The organism is Anaerolinea thermophila (genome assembly GCF_020723905.1).
GTDB lineage: Bacteria > Chloroflexota > Anaerolineae > Anaerolineales > Anaerolineaceae > Anaerolinea > Anaerolinea thermophila_A.
Genome location: NZ_DYHZ01000006.1, coordinates 121,085 through 140,926 on the forward strand (window position 1 = coordinate 121,085; position 19,842 = coordinate 140,926).

Here is a 19,842-nt window from a genome sequence, read left to right on the forward strand (position 1 = left end):
ATGGATCTTTCGATTGTGATTCCGGTTTACAACAGTGAACACAGTTTACCCGAACTGATTCAGAGGTTAAATGCATCTCTCCCGGGAATGGCAGAACACTATGAAATTCTGCTGGTCAATGACGGCAGCAAAGATGGGAGTTGGGAAACCATTCAACGACTCTCTCAACAGTATCCATGGATACGGGGCATCAACCTGATGCGCAACTACGGACAGCACAATGCTCTCCTGTGTGGCATTCGAACAGCCAGGTATCCAATTACGGTAACCATGGATGACGATTTACAGCATCCTCCGGAAGAAATTCCCCTCCTGCTTGAAAAAATTCGGGAAGGATATCAGGTGGTCTATGGGCGCCCTGTAAAGGAACAGCACAATCTCTGGAGAGACCTGGCTTCTCAGGCAACCAAAATTGCCCTGCAAAGCGCGATGGGCGCAGAGACAGCCCGAAACGTGAGCGCTTTTCGGGCATTTCATACCCAGATTCGTCAGGCATTTTCTCAGTATCAGGGAGCCTACCCTTCAATAGACGTTCTTTTGACCTGGGGAGCCAATCGTTTTACTTCTGTCCCCATTCACTTTCAGCCCCGGCGTTATGGAAATTCTCAATATTCATTTACCAAACTCGTCCGTCATGCGATGAATATGATCACCGGGTTCAGCATTGTCCCCCTGCAGTTAGCCAGTTTGATTGGATTTTCTTTTACTCTGTTCGGGCTTGGGGTACTGGTGTATGTGATAGCAAGATACATCGTTCAGGGCGGAAGCGTGCCCGGATTTCCCTTTTTAGCCTCCATCATTGCCATTTTCTCAGGTGCGCAGTTATTTGCCCTGGGGATCATCGGTGAATATCTTGCCCGTATGCACTTCCGCCTGATGGAACGTCCAACTTACACCATTCAGGAAATGACTGATTCGCAGGAGCATCTCCAGAATGAATCATGAGGATTCAGCACTGGTAGAATTCCTCCCATGGGATTCATCCTTCTTTCAGAAACGGATTGCCCGGATTATACCAAACAGGCTCACCCCCTCCACCATTGAAAGGATCTTTGAGTGGGTAGCCAGCCATCAAATTGATTGTCTTTATTTTCTGGCAGATCCAGAAAGCAAAGAAACCACTGCACTGGCTGAACAAACCGGTTTTCACCTTACCGATATTCGGGTGACGCTGGAACGGCACATCTCAGGGGAAACAGAAATCCCAGCCATGGTACGCCCCGCAGTGGAAAGTGACCTTCCCACACTGAAATGGATTGCCCGTCAGAGCCACCATGATTCCCGGTTTTATTACGACAACCATTTTGCAACGGAACAATGCGATAAATTGTTTGAAATTTGGATTGAGAATAGTTATAATGGATTTGCTAATCAGACTCTGGTTGCTGATCTTAATGGTATTCCCACAGGGTACATTACCTGCCAAGTAGAAGAAAAAGAGGGAAAAATAGGTCTTTTAGCGGTACATCCAGACCATCAGGGTAAAGCGCTAGGGTCTGCATTGGTCAATGTATCTCTGGGCTGGTTTGCGTCACAGGGGGTCAAAGAGGTTTCTGTTGTTACCCAAGGCAGGAACATCCGGGCGCAACGATTGTATCAGCGCTGTGGTTTCATCACTCAATCCATCCAGATCTGGTATCACTGGTGGAACACCCCCAAGAGGCAGGAAACATGAGCATAACCTCGCAGAATATTGTGATTCCATTTAACCGCCTGACCGTGGTGGGGAATGAACTTATCTATTTACAGGAAGCGATTGAAAGCGGACATGTATCGGGTGATGGAACCTTTACCAGACGTTGTCATGCTTATTTAGAACAAACTTTGGAAGTGCCAAAAGTACTGCTGACCACTTCCTGCACCCATGCCCTGGAGATGAGCGCGCTGTTGCTGGAAATTCAGCCGGGGGATGAAGTCATTGTTCCAGACTTCACATTTGTTTCTACCGTCAATGCTTTTGTGTTGCGCGGGGCAAAACCAGTTTTTGTGGACATCCGTCCGGATACCCTCAATCTGGACGAAAGCCTGCTGGAAGCAAAAATCACTTCGAAAACAAAAGCCATCATCCCTGTCCATTACGCCGGAGTCGGGTGCGAGATGGATAGCATCATGGAAATTGCCAACCGGTACAGCATTGCAGTTGTCGAGGATAACGCTCACGGATTGTTTGGAAAATACAAAGGAAAGTACCTGGGCACATTTGGGCAACTGGCTACTCAAAGTTTTCACGAAACCAAGAACTTTTCCTGTGGAGAAGGTGGCGCGTTATTGATCAACGATCCCCGGTTCATCGAACGTGCAGAAATTCTGCGAGAGAAAGGCACGAACCGGAGCCGTTTCTTCCGCGGGCAGGTGGATAAGTACAGCTGGGTAGATATTGGTTCAAGTTACCTGCCTTCAGACATGCTGGCAGGCTTCTTACTGGGGCAACTGGAAGCCCGGGAGTCCATACAATCAAGGCGTAAAGAAATCTGGGAAACCTATTATCAAGAATTGCAATCCTGGGCTGGGCGCAATCAGGTCAGGCTCCCCATCGTACCGGAAACCTGTGAACAAGCCTATCACATGTTCTACCTGTTAATGCCTGATCTTGAAAGCCGGCAAGGGCTTATTCAACACTTGAAAAGCCAGGGAATTCTCAGCGTTTTCCATTATCTCCCTTTGCATTTATCAGAAATGGGCAGGCGCTTTGGAGGACAACCGGGAGATTGTCCAGTTACCGAGGATATCAGTGACCGTTTGATCCGGTTACCTTTTTATTTTTCGCTCAGTTTAGAAGAGCAGGAAAAAGTCATTCAAGCCATTTTCGCGTTTCAAATATAAAACGAGGGAAGTGTACAAGAAAAAGGAGCGGAGTGAAATGATACAAGTGAAATTACATAAAGTCATTACCGTTTTGACGCTGTTGGGGATTCTCATTTCAGGTTTGATGGGAATACCCAATCAAACGGTCAAAGCGCAAGCCACAGTTCAGCGGGCAGACGCTATTGTTCTGGTCAATTCCACCAGTGCCCGGTACTGGGAATTCCAGCAATGGGTTCAGCCTTACCTGGATCAATTCGGCGTTGCCTATACCCTGGTAGATATTTCTTCCTCACCGCTCCCCTCGCAAATTTCCGATTACGCCCTGATCATAATTGGGCATGGGCAACTGGATTTACAAGGCACCTATCTGGACGCATCCGAACACCAGTTGATCACCAATGCCGTCAGCCAGGGAACCGGACTGGTTAATTTTGATTCATTCCTCACCCAAAATGGCACAACCCCTCTCTATGGATTTATTCAGAACATCTTTTCCTTTGGGTACAACAGCGGGATCTCTTCCAACCAGGCTCAGGTGCAATCCCAAGCCTCAATTGGCTCCTATATTTTGCAAAATCAAAACACCAATGCTACCTACACCCTCTTTGGAAGCATTACTCCTCAAGGAATCATTCTGGGGACTAATACATCTGTTTTGCTCTCTCTTGGGAATCAACCGCTCTTAATAGCGGGAATTTATGGTCAGGGGCGAGCCATACAGTGGAGTTCTATAGCCTGGATGAATCCTAATATTTGGGGACCCCTGCAGGGATGGGACGATATAGTATGGCGAAGCATCGTCTGGGCTGCAAGAAAGCCTTTCGTGCTGCAAGCCCTTCCTCCATTCGTGACACTTCGCATTGACGATGTGGAAGGTCCTTTCCCATGGCTGGTTTCGACAGTAAACCAGGGGTTCCGCCCCTGGACAGGAATCTTCCTGGACACAATTACCGATGTGAACACTCTCCGTTCGCTGGCGAATACCGGATCGGTAACAGTATCGATCCATGCAAGAAGCCCCTGGGACTTCTTTTACTTCAACCATGAAGGGGGTGTAAACCTTCCTGACTCTGTGATTAACCAAAATTTTGCAGATGGCAGCGCATGGCACACCCTAAACCAGATTCCGATTTCAAAACTGGTAATCCCCCATTACTACGAAATCGGGACCAACGCATTTAATGGATTGAACAACTGGGGTGTGGAATTTGTAGGTGTCCCTATTCCGCCGGGCCGTTTATATGACGGCAATTGCCTCCAGGCTGGCCCTTATCGAAAATGGGCGGGTACAGATTGTATCGTCACCGACAATCGTCCATTTTACTACGCTGACGATCTGACCATTTCGGGACACCCGGAATTGAATGGCGAATTCATGGTCATGATCAGTGAAATGCGCGGCATCCCTGCATACGAATGGGCACCTGACAATAATGTTTCAGCAACCGTCACCCGCGGGGTAAACCAGATTTCCCGCGCCCTGAACAGTCTGGTACTGGCAACCTTATTCACACATGAGTATTACATTCATAACATCTCATCCGGCAACTGGGACTCCATCCTGTCTGGAATTTATAATGGCGTTCAATTCTATAACCCCGAATTTGTGACGCTGGACTATGCGCTCCAGTACGTCAGAGCACTGCATACCTCCCACATTTCCAGCAGCGTGATTAATCCGGTCAGTGGACTGCTTGAGACAACCTTAAGCGGGCGAACCGATCTGGAAACACGCTTTATGGTCTTCACAGAATCCAACGGACAAATCCAACGATGGTTCCTGCCTGTGCCGGTTTTTAATGGCAATATCACCGTAAGTTATGATTTGGGAGTACCACCTCCCCCAACGGCTACGCCAACAACGATTCCGCTGACACCGACAGCCACTGCGGTTCAACCCACCCCGACATTTACCACACAACCCACCTCAACGCCGAATCCCACCCAGCAACCTACAGCCACCCCAAGCCCTACCCTTTCCCCCACCCCGATTCCCGGGCAACCCATACAAATTAACCTCTATGAGGATCAGCATCAGGATCCAGTACTGGTTACCACTACAAACCTCAACGCGTTAAATGCTACCGATAACCAGTGGACAGAATTTCTCTACGAACCGCGGGGATATCCGGGCATTTTTGCTGGAACAGCAGAACAGCCCCCTCTGATGCGTTTTTATGAAACTGTTCCTTCAGGGACGTATACCCTGATTGCCAACCTGTACAAGCATGCCAACCTCAGATACTTCTGGGGATACAGTGCCACTTCTCCACAACAGTATTCTTATGATGTAACCACCGGCAATAGCGGCGACTTTTACGAGTACACCCTGGGGACAGTAACCATCACCAATGGGCTGTTTGAAATGTTTGTGAATCGGGCTGATATGCTACCTGGATCGAGCACCTACCCGTTTTACGGCTGGTCTTACATTCGACTGATCCCACAGGTGCCGGCAGTGTCCCCTACGCCCACAGCGACCGACACGCCTGTCCCGCCCACTGCCACCCCATTGCCACCCACAGCGACCGACACGCCTGTCCCGCCCACCGCCACCCCATTGCCGCCCACCGCAACGCCCTTGCCACCCACGGCGACCAACACACCCGTCCCGCCCACCGCCACCCCATTGCCGCCCACTGCCACCCCATTGCCGCCCACCGCGACCAACACACCCGTCCCGCCCACCGCCACCCCATTGCCGCCCACCGCAACCAACACACCCGTCCCGCCCACTCCAACACCAACCAGAACCCTTACTTCACCTTCTACAACGCCCACAAGAACGCCCGTACCTACCACCATACGCTTTGATGTGTGGGATGACGCCCATCAAAGCCCTATCCTGACTACAACAACCAATTTCAGTGATCTGATTGCCACGGATAATCAATGGACAGAATTCTTATACGAACCCAGGGGGTATCCGGGAGTTTTTGCCGCGGTCAGTGAACGTCCTCCAGTAGAACGTTTCTATGCTGAAGTGCCCAATGGACGCTACACTTTCTATGCAGGTCTATATCTGCACGCCAATCTGAGATACTACTGGGGATACACAGCCGATAACCCACAAGCGATGAACTTCAGAGCCGCTAATGGAACTCGAGGTGGTTTCAACGAATATAATCTTGGCACCGTCACGGTGACCAACGGCGTTTTTGAGATTTATGTCAACCGCGCTGACCTGTTAACCGGTAAGGGAACATACCCATACTATGGCTGGGCGTGGATTCGCCTGGTCCCTGCGCCGTAAGATTTACTCCGCTAAGCCTCTTCGAAAAGGGCTTGCCGATTAACCGACAAGCCCTTCCTTGATTATGAATTTTCAGGGAATGGTATGAAATCCAACACGCGACTTTTACTGGCGGGATCTCTCCTGATCGGAATTCTCACCCTTTTATTGGGGCAAACCGTCATTTCTATATCGCCGGCACTCACCCATGATACCAGTGTTTATTTAAATGCAGCCTATAACCTGGCACAGGGGAACGGCTTGCGAATAGACATGACATTAACCCCCATGCAAGAATCCTCCCGCCGTTATTGCGACTACATGCCCGGATTCCCTGCATTTCTTTCATTCTTTCTCTGGCTGGGAGTGCCTGAAGGCTTTGTTTTAAGAGGGGTTATCCTTGCAGGCATGCTTTCCATGGTAATGCTGGGAATCGGGCTGATGTGGGAATGGAGCCATCGCTTGATCCCATCCCTGGCAACAGGACTGCTGTTGTTACTCTTCCCACCTCTGGTCAATTATATGACCTACGCCCTGACAGAGTCGTTATACCTTCCCCTAACAATCGGGGTTATTCTGGGTTTGAGCCTGTACTTTCGCAAGACACCCCCATCCAGAAAGGTCTTGATCATCCTTGCCCTGCTCATGGCTTCGATCTCGCTGACTCGTATTGTTGGTCTGCTTCTCGTTGGGATTGTCGGCGCAATGATGCTCATCCGTTCAATCATCCACCGGGAATGGAAACAGGCTGCTGTGGAAACCACTGCCATTTTCCTCTCGCAGGTACCCACATTTCTGGTATTGCTGAGCAATTACCTTCAAACGGGAAAGTTTTACTGCGCCACCAATTCTGCAGGCTGGGAAATTGAACGCACCACTCGAGGGTATCTGCTTCAACTTCTGATCAATCAATTTAAGCCAGATTTAAGCCTGGGATTGGGTTTTCGCAGAGCATTTAGCGCTCTCCCTGTTGAAGTGATCATGATGGCAGGGCTGCTGGCATTCATACTTGCTGGAATAGTCATCTGGAAAACCAGATTGCAGATTCGAGAAGGTTTTCAGAAATGGGTTTCTCTGCCAGTTCTCACCGTACTTCTTTACCTGGCAGGGTATTTTGGTTTTCTCTTTTTATTCGGTAATTCCTGGGCAATGTGGGATTTCCCCCGTTATTTCATTCCCGGTTATCCATTCTTACTTTTGCTAATTGTATTTTTCATTGACTCCCTGTGGCAATCCTGGAAACATTTTTTGCCGAGGACACTTTTGTTCCTGGCAATGGTCTTCCTGATCATTTCTTATGCCCAAATGACCTATCAAAAATTGCCGGAAATGATTACAGGAAGAGGCATTGAGTCTGAACCCATTAAGAATCATCCGGTGTTCACCTATTTGCAACAAAACCTGCAACCTTCTGACCTGTTATTGAGCACCCGAGAACCCACACTATGGTATTATCTCCGAAGACCTGTAAGAAGGGTAGAAAGAATCGAAAATCTTTCCTGTGCTGAACTGCAAAAGCCGCCTTCAGGGGGACGAATGTTCTTCGTTTTGTTTCCGGAAGGTAATTATCAGGGTGACCCGACAAGTGCCGAAAATGAAGCGTGGTTTCGCGGCTGGATAGCCCCCTGCGGCGTCATCATCGAGCACAGAAATTTCAACGAAACTGCAGTGTATATCATTGATTTTCCAGAGTAGAATAGGATAATTATGGTCGAAAATTCTCTTTCGCGATCTGCAACACCTTCACATCACCCACATGTCACTGTGATTGAGGCAACAAAAGGCTGGATATCCCTGGGACTGAAAGACATCTGGGAATATCGAGAACTTTTGTGGCTTCTCATCTGGCGAGAAGTGCGGGGAATGTATCGCCAGACAGCACTGGGGGCTTCGTGGATATTCCTTCGCCCTGTGCTGAATGTGGTCATTCTGACACTGGTTTTCGGTACCTTTGTAAAAGTTCCCAGCGATAATCTCCCTTACGCTCTCTTCTCCCTCTCTGCGTTACTGCCGTGGGGATATTTCTCGAATGCAGTTTTGCGTTCCGCTGGCAGTCTGGTTCAAAATATGGAAATTATCTCAAAAGTGTACTTCCCCCGGATAATTATCGCGATTGCTGGTGTACTTTCTGGACTGGTGGACTTTGCAGCATCTTTCGGGATTTTCCTGTTGTTTATGTTGTATTTCAAAGTCCCGATCCGGATTGAAATCCTCTGGTTGCCTGGTTTCATCCTGGCTTCGATGTTGCTGGCGCTGACTGTAGGTCTCTGGTTGTCAACACTCTCCGTAAGATTTCGAGATGTTTCTTTTGCAATCAACTTTCTGTTACAAGCCATGATGTACCTTTCACCGGTCATTTACCCGGTGAATCAGGTTCCTGAGGCTTTGCGATTTTTCTATCGGTTGAATCCAATGGCAGGTATTATCGAAGGATTTCGATGGTCGCTTCTTGGAATTGGCTCACCTCCAGATATCACCTTCTGGATTTCCATGGGATTGATGTTTGTGGCTATGTTATTAGGAGCCTTTATTTTCCGACGCACTGAACGAACAATTGTGGATTACCTATGAGCGACATTGCAATTCATGTTGATAACCTTTCAAAAAAATATCGCATCGGGCGCAATCAAAATGAGGCTTTGCATAAACCTTCGCCCCTTCGTCATCTTGCCCATTCCATGCGATATTTTCTGGGGGCTTTCTTCCAACCCGAAGAAACCCTCTGGGCATTGAAAAATGTCTCGTTTGAAGTAAAGCAAGGGGACGTCCTCGGAGTCATTGGGAGAAACGGTTCAGGTAAAAGTACCCTGCTCAAACTGCTCTCTCGGGTCACTGAACCTACAACTGGACGTGCAGTTATCTATGGGCGAGTAGGAGCCTTACTTGAGGTAGGTACAGGATTTCATCCCGAATTGACCGGACGGGAAAACGTCTTCTTGAGTGGGGCAATTTTAGGAATGAAACGGGCAGAAATTGAGCGGAAGTTTGATGAAATTATAGCCTTCTCTGGAATCGAACGATTTATTGACACACCCATTAAGTATTATTCTTCAGGAATGCGGGTGCGGCTGGGCTTTGCAGTTGCCGCACATCTGGAGCCTGAAGTCCTGCTGATTGACGAAGTTCTTGCAGTGGGTGATGCAGAATTTCAACAAAAATGTCTGGGGAAAATGAGCCAGGTGGCGACTGAAGGACGCACGGTTCTGTTCGTCAGTCACAACATGGCAGCGGTTCAATCCCTGTGCAATCGAGGACTTTACCTGCAAAAAGGGGAAGTTCTGGTGGATGGCACCATCAGCGAGGCAGTGAAGATGTATCTCAAAATCATTGATGAAATTTCTCAGCAAGAAATTTCTGAACGCTCAGACCGAAGCGGATTGGGAAACATCCGCCTGGTTGGAGTGGATATTACAGACCAGAGTCACCTTACAGCCCTCACGCTGATCACCGGGGAACCTGCTCAATTTGTATTCCATCTCTCTCATCTCGAACCTAACACAGTGTTTGAATATCTGGATTTCACCATTTGCGATTTGCAGGGAAATCCGGTAGCCTACTTTAACAGTATTGACTCCAGCCCGGAAGATCAGAAATCCCCCGAACTGCATGATAAGGTCATTTGCTGGATTCACGAATTACCTTTGCTCCCCGGACGTTATCGGATTAACGTTGGGATAAAAGCCAATGGTGAAATGCAGGATCACGTTGAGGCTGCGGCCATTTTTAACGTTGAACAGGGACGATTAAGAGGCCGTCCCATTGATAACCGAAGCCAACGGCTTGGGAGTGTCATCTTTCCTCACCGCTGGATACTCCCGGGATAAATACCACATGAAACAAAAAATCTTATCCAACTTGCTCAGGTTCTACGCCAGATGGGCGGGCACTTTTATCAAACCCTACCCCAATTCCGTCATACTGCTCCCCCCTTACTCTCCAGGGAGTTACGGAGATGCCGCTGTTGTGACTTCATTTGTTGAAAATCTTTCAAAACGTGGAGTCAAACGCATTGCCCTGCTCAATTACCAGGAAGCCGATGACTGGTCTTTCATTAAAGGAGTAGATGAGTTTTTCTGCCTGGAAGATTTTTTCCATTACCAGGCGTGGAAAATCCGCTTCTCCTTTTGTGATACGATCAGTCGGTATGAGCAATTTTTCGTGCTGGGCACAGATGTCATGGATGGGTACTATTCACTTGAGGACTCTCTTAAACGCATTTACCTCGCTAAAATCGGTTCCCAAACCGGACGTCCTACCAGGATTGTAAGTTTCAGTTTTAATGCCCATCCTGAATCTTCCTGTGTAACGGCCTTAAGAGAATTGCCTGCATCGGTCAAACTCTTTGCACGCGATCCTGTTAGCAAAGAGAGGCTCGAAAGGTATCTTCAACGTCCAGTAACCCTGACAGCAGATATTGCATTTCTTCTCGAGCCCCGAAGTGGTGGACAGGTTTCCACCGAGGTGCTCGGGTGGATCAAACAACAACAGGACCAAAATGCTATTGTTGTCGGCATCAATGCCAACCACGTTCTCATTGAGAAATATCCAGCACTCAGCGCGGAGAGACTGGCCAAAGCCTACCAATCTGCCATCCAGGATATCTATAACCGGTTCCCCGAAGTCAGGTTCCTGTTTATCCCGCATGATATCCGCGGCAAAGCCAGTGATGTGGTGATCGCACAGGCAATATTCGATGCGCTTCCAGAATCTATTCAACAAATGAGCAAAATTGTCCCACTGCCGTGTCCAACCGCTGAGATCAAATACATTGTGAGTAAACTGGCATTTGTTCTGAGCGGAAAAATGCATCTTGCCATTGCCTGTCTGAGTCAGGGAATTCCCGTCGCCTGCATTGCCTATCAAGACAAATTTGAAGGGCTGTTTCAGCATTTTGAAATGGACAATATGACAATGGCACCTGAAGAATTACTGGAACCCGGTAAGTTAAGCCAGTTCTTTATTGAACGTTTTATGAAGAGACAAGAACTTGCAAAACAAATCCAGATCCACTTACCCAAAGTGATTGAACTGGCTGAGAAAAATATATCCTCGTGATGAAAAAGATTCTGGTCATTGCAAACATTCTTCCCTTTCCCCCCAAAGACGGCGGGAAAGCCCGTCTGTATCATCTATACAGCCGTCTCTCGAAAAAATATCAAATCACATGGGCATCACCAATCTGGGATGGAGAAGAAGCCTATCTCCAGGGCGTGTCCGGGTTCTGTCATCAGGTCATTCCTTTGCCTAAAGAAGAGAATTTTTCATTCCCCACACAAGGGGGAATGGGATTGTTAAAACGCGTCCTGGCTCATTTGCGCATTCCCAGATTGTTTGAGTTCGCTTTTGGATACGTGAAAGCCCCGGGGGTTTACTGGCTCCCCAAAACTCCCGAACGTCTTGAAGCCATTGAAGGAATTCTTCGCCAGAATCACTTTGACCTCATTATCAGTGAGTTTGAGGGAAACGCAGAACTCATCCCCGAACATGTTGAAATTCCCCGCCTGCTTTCAACACACAATGTGCAATCCAATCTATTCTGGAGAGCAAGGAAAACATTTCCCGGATCCTGGGTGGACCGGTTATTTTTCTTCCCTGAATGGTTGAAAATTATCCATTACGAAAAGAAAAATTATCGCCGATACAACGGCATATTGGCTGTCTCGGAGAAAGACAAACAGATCCTGCAAAAGCGTTGTCGCTCAATACCGGTCAGGTTGATACCCAACGGCGTGGATACAGATTTTTTCACTCCCTCTTCTTCTACTCCCATTCCCCACACCATGGTCTATTTAGGTAATTACGCCTATCCGCCAAATGCCGATGCGGTAAGATATTTCTACACCCAAATCTTTCCCAAAATCCGCGGGCGATTTCCCGATGCCAGGCTCATTCTCATTGGCGCATCCCCGCCGGAAGAACTGATCGGGCAGGAAGGCGTCGAACCGCTTGGATTTGTTGAAGATGTTCGCCCGATTGTCCAACAAGCCGAGGTAATGGTAGTTCCTTTACGCACAGGGGGAGGCACACGGCTGAAAATTCTCGATGGGATGGCAATGGGAAAAGCCATTGTCTCCACATCTCTTGGGGCTGAAGGGCTTGAAGTCACCCATGGTAAAAACATTTTACTGGCGGACACTCCCGAAGCCTTTGCCGAACGTGTCATTGAGGTTATGGAAAATGCCGATTTGCGGAGAACTCTGGAACAAAATGGACGTGCTCTGGTAGAACGCTTATATGATTGGAACGCCATAGCCAGAGAAGCGGAGGAATGGCTGGAAACCATTTTTCAGCAACCTGCCCCGCTTCTTTTGAGGAAAGAGGGAATTAATGCCCAGGGTTAGCATCATCATCCCGACCTATAACAACGCACAATTTTTGCCTTCCACGCTGGAAAGTGTTTTTCAGCAAACTTACCAGGATTACGAGATCATTGTGATTGACGATGGCTCAACCGATAATACCCGGGAAGTCCTTACGCCTTACCAGTCCAAAATCCGGTATCTGTTTCAGGAAAATCAGGAACGGTCAGCCGCGCGGAATTACGGGCTTACGGTCGCACAGGGAGAATTAATTGCCTTTCTGGACTCCGATGATCTCTGGCTCCCTCAAAAACTGGAACGCCAGGTAAAGGTCATGGATGAATATCCCGAAGTGGTTCTGGTATTCTCACAGGCGTATTTTATAAATCCTGAGGGTCAACCTACTGCATTTTGCGGAGATTGGATTGATGGAAAGCCTGCTGAGGGGATTGAGATTCGCTCTTTTTTTGAAGACTTTGCACAGGGTAACGTGGTTTATGGAGGAGGCTCCACATCCCTGGTGCGACGAGAGGCTTTGAACAAAGCAGGAAATTTTGACATTCACATTACGCACGGGGAAGATTGGGATCTCTGGTGGCGTCTTTCCGCCCTGGGACCGTTTGCATACATCCCGGAACCGCTCATTTACTATCGCGTGTTTGGATGGAAAAAACTTCTCCAGAGGCAATCCACTGAAAAAGCCCTTCAAGAACATCTGTATGTAATTGAAAAAAATCTGGGGCATATGCCAGAAGAGATTAAGAACCATTTGCTTCCGCTGGCGCAATGTCATATGACTGTCCTTGCGGCGTTAGGCTCTTATCAATTGGGAGAATTTGAGCGCGCTAAAACCTTCCTCAAGCGGATCGGAGAAATCGATCCGGAATGGGTTTCCCCACAGCGGATTATGTGGCTTGCGGTGGACCGAGCAAAAATCATTGAGAAAGACACTGGCTCATATGACGAAGCCATACACTTCATTCGTGCCATGTTCCAGAATCTCCCTTCAGATATTCAACTGCCGGGCTCATTCCTCCACAAAGCCATTGGTTGGTTGTATATCAGCGGCGCATTTGAACAACATGTGAGAAAAGACACTCAAAAAATCCGCCAGTTGCTATGGAAAGGACTGCCACATGTACCTGGAGCCCTGCTAAACCGGGGAGTGCTATCCATGTCTGTGGAGGCAATTTTGGGGCAAACCCTGGCTAACACCTTCAGAAACCTGATTGGAAAGCGTCATGCCTGAAGTAACCGTCGTCCTTCCCACGTTTAACCGTGCAGACATGATTTTAGACGCCATCCGCAGCGTGCAAGCCCAGACCTTCCAGGACTGGGAAATTGTGGTTGTGGATGACGGCTCTACCGACAACACAAAGGAAATCATTCAGGCACTGGAAGACCCCAGAATCCGCTATCTCTATCAGGAGAACAAGGGCTTACCCGGCGCCAGAAACACAGGGATTCGTAACGCTCGTGCCGAACTGATAGCCTTCCTGGACTCGGACGATGCTTTTCTACCTGAAAAACTGGCATGGCAGGTACAACGGATGGCAACTCAGCCAGATCTCGGACTGGTTGCCGGAGATGTGTTTTTCACGGATGCGCATCTTAAACCCTTGTTTGAAGCCCGCGCATGGGAGTCCCATCCCACTCTGACCCTGAGTGACTGGGTGCTGGGCTGCCCGATCATTGTCTCAGCAACGATGGTTCGGCGTGTCTGGCTGGAAAAGGCAGGATATTTCGACGAAACCATGCGCTACGTGGAAGATTGGGATTTATGGCTTCGATTATCTTACCTGGGCTGCCCTATGGAGTGGTTATCCAAACCCGTTACGCTTTACCGCATTCACGGACAAAATATGGCAAAGCATGCGGCCCTAATGAAGCAAGGCATGTTGAGAATGTTCGATAAATTCTTTTCTATTCCCAATCTTCCTTCGGAGATACTGGACTTAAAAGATCAGGCTTATGCGCATGCCTACCTGAATGGCGCGGCACGGGCTTTTTCGGCTGGAGATTCGATCGAAGGAAAAAACTCGTTACAGAATGCGCTCCGAATCAACCCCACACTGGGGATTGGTGACCCACCCCAGGCGCTCAGTTCGCTTGCCTCTTTTGCACATTCTCCGCAGTGCCATCAACCGGAAATATTTCTTCAATCCCTGATTCAGGGACTGCCAGAGGAAGTGAAGCACTGGAAGCCTCAATACATCCGGGCAATCTTCCATGCTACAGCGGCGTTCGAAAAAGTAAGGCAGGGTAAAAAGAAACAGGTTCCTGTCCATGCTTTAAAAGCGATACTGTTTGACCCAACCTGGCTGAAAAACCGCGGATTAATTGCCATTGCATTGAAATCTCTGATTTCTCCTTCCCCCTCACCCAAGGAGGATGTATGACCAAAGTACTGGTTACCGGTGGTGCAGGTTTTATTGGTTCTCATCTTGTCGATCGGCTTCTTCAAGAAGGGTTTGAAGTGCGTGTACTGGACTTGTTAGACCCTCGGGTTCATCCCAACGGAAAACCATCCTGGATTTCAGGCGAGGCTGAATTTGTTCAGGGAGATGTAAGAGACGCGCAAACACTGGCAAGCGCCCTTCGAGGGGTGCAGTACGTATTTCACGAAGCCGCCTATCAGGATTACATGCCCGACTTTAGCCGGTTTCTCCACGTGAACAGCGTCAGCACTGCGCTCATTCACGAACTGATTCTGGAATACAGATTGAACGTAGAAAAAGTTATCGTTGCTTCCAGCCAGGCTGTTTATGGAGAAGGGCAATACCAGTGTATAAATCCCCACTGTCAGCAATACCAACAGATGGTTCAACCGCCTGCACGCGATGAAGAGCAATTGCAGGAAGGGCGCTGGGAAGTGATCTGTCCATCCTGTCACACAGAGATGAATCCCCTCCGACTGAAGGAAGAATATGCCAATCCATACAACGCCTATGCCATCAGTAAATATGCAGAGGAATTGTCGGCGGTACGTTTAGGAAAACTGCACCACATACCCAGCGTAGCGCTGCGGTATTCCATTGTGCAGGGACCAAGACAATCTCTTTTCAATCAGTACTCAGGGATTTGCAGAATTTTCTCGGTCCGTCTGATGAATGGTTTACCACCCATCATCTACGAAGATGGGCTTCAGACCCGGGATTTCACGCATGTTGCCGATGTTGTGGAAGCCAATATGACCGTATTGAAAGATCCGCGAGCAGATTATCAGGTATTCAATGTCGGGAGCGGTTGCGCCACCACCGTTTTAGAATACGCCCGAGTACTCACCCAACAATTTGGAATGGATGTTGAACCCCTTCTTCCCGGGGAATACCGGCTTGGGGACAATCGCCACAGTGTTTCAGATATTTCTCGATTGCAGGCTCTTGGGTGGCAACCCACAAGAACTCTCCCTCAAATTTTTAAAGATTACCTGGAATGGATTGGCAATCAAGGAAATGTCCTGGATTACTTTAAGACAGCAGAAGCCTTGATGAAACAGGCCGGGGTTGTTCGGAAAGTATCATCTCCCTCTGGTTAATCTGAAAAAGAATGTTTGATTCCATGAAGCCACAATCCCGACAACATATTTACTTTTCTCCCCATCTCGACGATGCCATTTATTCGTGTGGAGGGCGCATCTTCAGACAACGAAGCCACGGTGAAGCCGTAACCGTGCTTAACTTCCTTGCTGGACATCCGACTGAAGGAAGGCTGACTCCTTTTGCACAACAATACCACAACATGTGGGGGAATGCCTCCGATCCAATTGCTTTGCGGCTAGGAGAGGATTCCCGCGCTCTGGGATTATGGGAAGTTCAGGCAATTTACTGGGGTACAAGCGATGCCATCTATCGCAAAGTGAACCAAGAAGCAGTTTATCCAGATTTGTCTGCTTTATTCGGACCTCCCCATCCTGAAGATGCAAAAGCCCTGATGCGCTTTTGGAAAAATGCCTGGCATGATCTTGGATTCTTTCCTGAGCAGGTTCATTTGTATGCACCGCTTGCCGCCGGAAATCATGTAGATCATGTGCTGGTACGGGAATTTGCGAAATGGTTAAAACAACAGGGCTGGCAGGTCTGGTTTTATGAAGACTTCCCTCATGCTTACGACACAACGACTCTTCAAAAAGCGCTAACTGAGTTTGGAGAAGTCCAATGGCATTGTTTCACTGAACTGATTGATGTAAAAGAAAAAGTCAAAGCCATGTGCATGTACGAATCTCAGATTTCCATGATGTTTGCAGATAGAGAAGACATGGAGAAACGGGTAAAAGATTTCACCGCAGAGCGAGCGGCGGCAATCCACTGGGGAGAACGTCTTCGTAAACTTCTAGCCGGCTCAGGCGGTAGACGCGAACGGATCTGGAGGCGTTTTTTTGGATACCGGGCACATGCTGAACGATACTGGAGTTATTCATGATCCCGGCTGACTCAAATCTAAATCCTGCTTTCGTTCCTTCGGTCTCCATCGTCATTCCTGTGTATAACGGAATGCGCACAATACAGACTTGTCTGGATGCCATCTTTCAACAGGACTATCCCAGAGAAAAGTACGAAGTGATTGTGGTGGATAACAACTCTACCGACGGCACACCCGAATTTGTGCAGAAATATCCTGTGAAACTGGTTTTCGAACATCAAATTCAGGGTCCTCATGCGGCAACCAACACGGGCGTAAAAGAAGCCAGGGGGGAAATCCTGGTATTTACCGATAGTGATTGTGTTCCCGAACCAGACTGGTTGAAGCATCTGGTTGCCCCTTTTGCAGATGAAACAGTCGTTGGAACCGGCGGAAGAATTGAAGCCTTTCAACCCTCCACGCCAGTTGAGCGATTTTTGGACCAGATGAAACCCTTCAAGAACGCGTATCAGGCTACTCCCAATTTTCCTGCCGCATTGATTACCGGAAACTGCGCCATTCGGCGAGACGATTTTATTGCCGCCGGGATGTTCAATCCCCATATGTACACTGGAGCAGAGGTGGACTTAAGTTATCGGGTGCAGTTGCAAACAGGGAAACGGGTTGTCTTTGTTCCTGAGGCTGTGGTCTATCACATTTTCAGCCCCACAGTCAAACGGCTGGGAAGGCATTTTTATATCTACGGATATTCCGAAATTTTACTGGGTACCATTTATAAAGATGTTCCGGGTTATCCATGGCCTCCTGCTGAGCAAATCAAAACCATGTTCCGGCAATTCAGAGCCTTACTGACGTATCTGGCATCTTTTGGATTTCGAGTACTTTCTTTTCCTTTCAGGCGCACCATTCCACAGGATTATTTTCTCACCCCCCTCTTCTGGTTTTGGGTTGAATTGAACAACCTGCGTGGAAAAATTGAAGGACTGTGGGTGACTCGTTTTTACCGCCGCAAGTTCTGGGAAAAAGGGGTCAGGGTCATCTAATGCGCATCGCAATCTTTCATAACCTTCCCTCAGGTGGCGCAAAACGCGCCCTCATGGAATGGACCCGTCGGCTGGTCCAGAAACACGAAGTCCATGTTTATACCCTGAACACTGCCGACCATGCATATTGCGATATTCGCCCCATGGTACTTCATCACCTGGTTTACTCCTTTCAACCCCTGCCCCTGTATCAGAGCCCCTTAGGAAGGTTAAACCAACTTCAACGCTGGAGAGATCTGGGAAGACTGACTACGCTCTATCAACGCATGGCGGAACAAATAGATCAGGGAGGATATGATGTGGTCTTTACCCATCCCTGCCTGTTCACCTTCATCCCAATCCTGAATCTCTTTCTGAGCACACCAACTGTTTACTATTTGCATGAGCATTTTCCCAATCAGGTGAACCGAAATTTCGAACGCCCTTACCTGCGTTCTTCTGTCCTGAGAAAAATCGCAGAACCTTTTGACCCTTTCATTCAAATGTATCAAAACCGACTGAGAGCGATACAAGACCAGGCTGTTGCAAAAACGCACCTTTTCCTGGCAAATTCGAATTTCACCTTACGGCAGTTTCAGAAGAGTTACTCGGTTCCCGCCTACCTCAATCGTTATGGCGTCAATACGGAACAATTCCACCCCAACGAAAAAATCAATCGGGAAGGTCACATCCTCTCAGTAGGCGAATTAAGCCCTCGAAAAGGATTCGATTTTCTCATCAAAAGTCTGGCTTACGTTCCGGAAGTTCGCCGTCCTCCATTACGGTTGATCTGTAACATGCAATTAGATGAGGAGAGAGATTATCTGCTTCAGTTGGCAGAACAATATGGTGTACAAATAGAAATTTTCACCAATCTAAACAGCGAACAACTGGCTCAGGAATATCAAAAAGCCCGGTTAGTGGTTTATTCACCAGTTCAGGAACCCTTTGGACTGGTTCCACTGGAAGCCATGGCTTGCGGCACCCCTGTACTGGGGATTGATGAAGGGGGAGTGCCCGAAACAATTGTTGATGGGGTGACCGGACGCCTTGCCCCACGCGATCCCGTCCGGTTTGGTGAAATTTTACAGGAAATGCTCAACCAACCAGACAGATTGAAGAAAATGGGACAAAACGGTGTCGAAATGGTACGTAAGAACTGGACATGGGAACAATCCACTCAGACACTGGAAGAATATCTGATGCAAACCAGTAAGGCAGGAGTCCATTGAAACCGAATATCCTTGCTATCATCTTGAACTGGAATAAACCACAGGATACACTTCGTTGTCTGGAAATGCTGGGTGAGGATATTCCCCGCCTTGTCGTGGATAATGGTTCTGCTCCAGAATCCAGAGAAATTCTGCGCAAAGCCATCCGTGGCGTCCCGATGATCGAATTGCCACAAAATCTCGGTTATGCAGGTGGGAATAATGTCGGGATTCGCTGGGCACTGGAAAACCACTTTGACTGGATTCTTTTGATTAATGAAGATGCAATCCTCACAGGAAGCGACCTTCTCCACCTGATTTCGATTGCAGAAACAGATCCTTTAGCAGGTTTTGCAGGACCTCTCATTCTCCACGCAGACTCTGATCACCTGATCCAGAGTGCCGGTGGACAGTTGAACCGTTTCTGGCATCCTTCTCACAGGGGACAAAATCAGGTCAATCAGGGACAATACGTTCACCCCGAGGAAGTGGACTGGCTGTCGGGTTGTGCGCTCTTAGCCCGTTCGCAAATGATTCGCTCAATCGGATATCTGGATGAAAGTTTCTTCCTGTATGAAGAAGAATTGGACTGGTGCATTCGGGCAAGGCAGGCAGGCTGGAAATGTCTTTTCGTGCCAGAAATTCAAGCCAGGCATGCTGGCGTTCGCCCTGATTATGAACCTCCCCCATACATTACGTATTACATGGTTCGGAATCATTTCCGTTTATTAGCCAAACATCGGGCTGGCTTCCTCCCCTGGGCATATGCCCTGATTCAAAGCCTGCGCACGCTGATCGTCTGGAGTGTGCGCCCTAAATGGCGTTCAAAACGGTTACATCGAGACGCACTCTGGCTGGCAATGAAAGATTTCCTGCAGGGGAAATCGGGACCCCTTTCACAGAACATATAA

The 19,842-nt window shown here is 48.3% G+C and carries 16 protein-coding genes; all 16 read left to right on the forward strand.

Annotated elements, in window-relative coordinates:
- The 16 genes from LHF31_RS10415 (at position 1) to LHF31_RS10490 (ending at position 19,842) form a co-directional block, all read left to right on the forward strand.
- A complete protein-coding gene (locus LHF31_RS10415; protein WP_298003234.1) occupies positions 1-945 on the forward strand; it encodes a glycosyltransferase family 2 protein in 945 nt (314 codons plus the stop codon).
- The gene (locus tag LHF31_RS10420; RefSeq protein WP_298003231.1) at positions 935-1,675 is read left to right on the forward strand and encodes a GNAT family N-acetyltransferase; all 741 of its coding nucleotides are present in this window, start codon (positions 935-937) and stop codon (positions 1,673-1,675) included. Before LHF31_RS10415 ends, LHF31_RS10420 begins: the two co-directional genes overlap by 11 nt.
- A complete protein-coding gene (rffA, locus tag LHF31_RS10425) occupies positions 1,672-2,823 on the forward strand; it encodes a dTDP-4-amino-4,6-dideoxygalactose transaminase (protein ID WP_303774205.1) in 1,152 nt (383 codons plus the stop codon). Before LHF31_RS10420 ends, rffA begins: the two co-directional genes overlap by 4 nt.
- Positions 2,824-2,860: 37 nt before the next feature.
- The gene (locus LHF31_RS10430; protein WP_303774206.1) at positions 2,861-6,058 is read left to right on the forward strand and encodes a hypothetical protein; all 3,198 of its coding nucleotides are present in this window, start codon (positions 2,861-2,863) and stop codon (positions 6,056-6,058) included.
- An 84-nt stretch (positions 6,059-6,142) separates the two neighbouring features.
- Positions 6,143-7,732, forward strand: coding sequence for a hypothetical protein (locus LHF31_RS10435; RefSeq protein ID WP_298009301.1), 1,590 nt, complete (start codon positions 6,143-6,145; stop codon positions 7,730-7,732).
- A 12-nt stretch (positions 7,733-7,744) separates the two neighbouring features.
- Complete coding sequence (locus LHF31_RS10440; protein WP_303774207.1) at positions 7,745-8,608, forward strand: ABC transporter permease; 864 nt, start codon at positions 7,745-7,747, stop codon at positions 8,606-8,608.
- Entirely contained in the window at positions 8,605-9,861 is a 1,257-nt protein-coding gene (locus tag LHF31_RS10445) for an ABC transporter ATP-binding protein (protein WP_298009296.1), read from the forward strand. The genes LHF31_RS10440 and LHF31_RS10445 overlap by 4 nt, the downstream gene beginning before the upstream one ends.
- A 7-nt stretch (positions 9,862-9,868) precedes the next feature.
- Complete coding sequence (locus LHF31_RS10450) at positions 9,869-11,092, forward strand: polysaccharide pyruvyl transferase family protein (RefSeq protein ID WP_298009294.1); 1,224 nt, start codon at positions 9,869-9,871, stop codon at positions 11,090-11,092.
- Complete coding sequence (locus LHF31_RS10455) at positions 11,092-12,378, forward strand: glycosyltransferase (RefSeq protein ID WP_298009292.1); 1,287 nt, start codon at positions 11,092-11,094, stop codon at positions 12,376-12,378. Before LHF31_RS10450 ends, LHF31_RS10455 begins: the two co-directional genes overlap by 1 nt.
- Positions 12,365-13,585: a glycosyltransferase gene (locus LHF31_RS10460; RefSeq protein ID WP_298009290.1), complete on the forward strand. Its 1,221-nt coding sequence runs from the start codon at positions 12,365-12,367 to the stop codon at positions 13,583-13,585. Before LHF31_RS10455 ends, LHF31_RS10460 begins: the two co-directional genes overlap by 14 nt.
- Complete coding sequence (locus tag LHF31_RS10465; protein ID WP_298009287.1) at positions 13,578-14,735, forward strand: glycosyltransferase; 1,158 nt, start codon at positions 13,578-13,580, stop codon at positions 14,733-14,735. Before LHF31_RS10460 ends, LHF31_RS10465 begins: the two co-directional genes overlap by 8 nt.
- Entirely contained in the window at positions 14,732-15,874 is a 1,143-nt protein-coding gene (locus LHF31_RS10470; RefSeq protein ID WP_298009285.1) for an NAD-dependent epimerase/dehydratase family protein, read from the forward strand. The genes LHF31_RS10465 and LHF31_RS10470 overlap by 4 nt, the downstream gene beginning before the upstream one ends.
- Positions 15,875-15,897: 23 nt before the next feature.
- A complete protein-coding gene (locus LHF31_RS10475; protein ID WP_298009282.1) occupies positions 15,898-16,758 on the forward strand; it encodes a PIG-L deacetylase family protein in 861 nt (286 codons plus the stop codon).
- Positions 16,755-17,741 carry a glycosyltransferase family 2 protein gene (locus LHF31_RS10480; protein WP_298009279.1) on the forward strand — a complete coding sequence of 329 codons (987 nt, stop codon included), beginning with the start codon at positions 16,755-16,757 and terminating at the stop codon, positions 17,739-17,741. The genes LHF31_RS10475 and LHF31_RS10480 overlap by 4 nt, the downstream gene beginning before the upstream one ends.
- The gene (locus tag LHF31_RS10485; RefSeq protein WP_298009276.1) at positions 17,741-18,952 is read left to right on the forward strand and encodes a glycosyltransferase family 4 protein; all 1,212 of its coding nucleotides are present in this window, start codon (positions 17,741-17,743) and stop codon (positions 18,950-18,952) included. Before LHF31_RS10480 ends, LHF31_RS10485 begins: the two co-directional genes overlap by 1 nt.
- Positions 18,949-19,842, forward strand: coding sequence for a glycosyltransferase family 2 protein (locus tag LHF31_RS10490; RefSeq protein WP_298009273.1), 894 nt, complete (start codon positions 18,949-18,951; stop codon positions 19,840-19,842). The genes LHF31_RS10485 and LHF31_RS10490 overlap by 4 nt, the downstream gene beginning before the upstream one ends.

What these genes read in the sequence shown, in the direction of transcription:
- LHF31_RS10415 (WP_298003234.1), top strand. Translation starts at nt 1, where the DNA reads ATGGATCTTTCGATTGTGATTCCGGTTTACAACAGTGAACACAGTTTA.
- LHF31_RS10420 (WP_298003231.1), top strand. Translation starts at nt 935, where the DNA reads ATGAATCATGAGGATTCAGCACTGGTAGAATTCCTCCCATGGGATTCA.
- rffA (WP_303774205.1), top strand. Translation starts at nt 1,672, where the DNA reads ATGAGCATAACCTCGCAGAATATTGTGATTCCATTTAACCGCCTGACC.
- LHF31_RS10430 (WP_303774206.1), top strand. Translation starts at nt 2,861, where the DNA reads ATGATACAAGTGAAATTACATAAAGTCATTACCGTTTTGACGCTGTTG.
- LHF31_RS10435 (WP_298009301.1), top strand. Translation starts at nt 6,143, where the DNA reads ATGAAATCCAACACGCGACTTTTACTGGCGGGATCTCTCCTGATCGGA.
- LHF31_RS10440 (WP_303774207.1), top strand. Translation starts at nt 7,745, where the DNA reads ATGGTCGAAAATTCTCTTTCGCGATCTGCAACACCTTCACATCACCCA.
- LHF31_RS10445 (WP_298009296.1), top strand. Translation starts at nt 8,605, where the DNA reads ATGAGCGACATTGCAATTCATGTTGATAACCTTTCAAAAAAATATCGC.
- LHF31_RS10450 (WP_298009294.1), top strand. Translation starts at nt 9,869, where the DNA reads ATGAAACAAAAAATCTTATCCAACTTGCTCAGGTTCTACGCCAGATGG.
- LHF31_RS10455 (WP_298009292.1), top strand. Translation starts at nt 11,092, where the DNA reads ATGAAAAAGATTCTGGTCATTGCAAACATTCTTCCCTTTCCCCCCAAA.
- LHF31_RS10460 (WP_298009290.1), top strand. Translation starts at nt 12,365, where the DNA reads ATGCCCAGGGTTAGCATCATCATCCCGACCTATAACAACGCACAATTT.
- LHF31_RS10465 (WP_298009287.1), top strand. Translation starts at nt 13,578, where the DNA reads ATGCCTGAAGTAACCGTCGTCCTTCCCACGTTTAACCGTGCAGACATG.
- LHF31_RS10470 (WP_298009285.1), top strand. Translation starts at nt 14,732, where the DNA reads ATGACCAAAGTACTGGTTACCGGTGGTGCAGGTTTTATTGGTTCTCAT.
- LHF31_RS10475 (WP_298009282.1), top strand. Translation starts at nt 15,898, where the DNA reads ATGAAGCCACAATCCCGACAACATATTTACTTTTCTCCCCATCTCGAC.
- LHF31_RS10480 (WP_298009279.1), top strand. Translation starts at nt 16,755, where the DNA reads ATGATCCCGGCTGACTCAAATCTAAATCCTGCTTTCGTTCCTTCGGTC.
- LHF31_RS10485 (WP_298009276.1), top strand. Translation starts at nt 17,741, where the DNA reads ATGCGCATCGCAATCTTTCATAACCTTCCCTCAGGTGGCGCAAAACGC.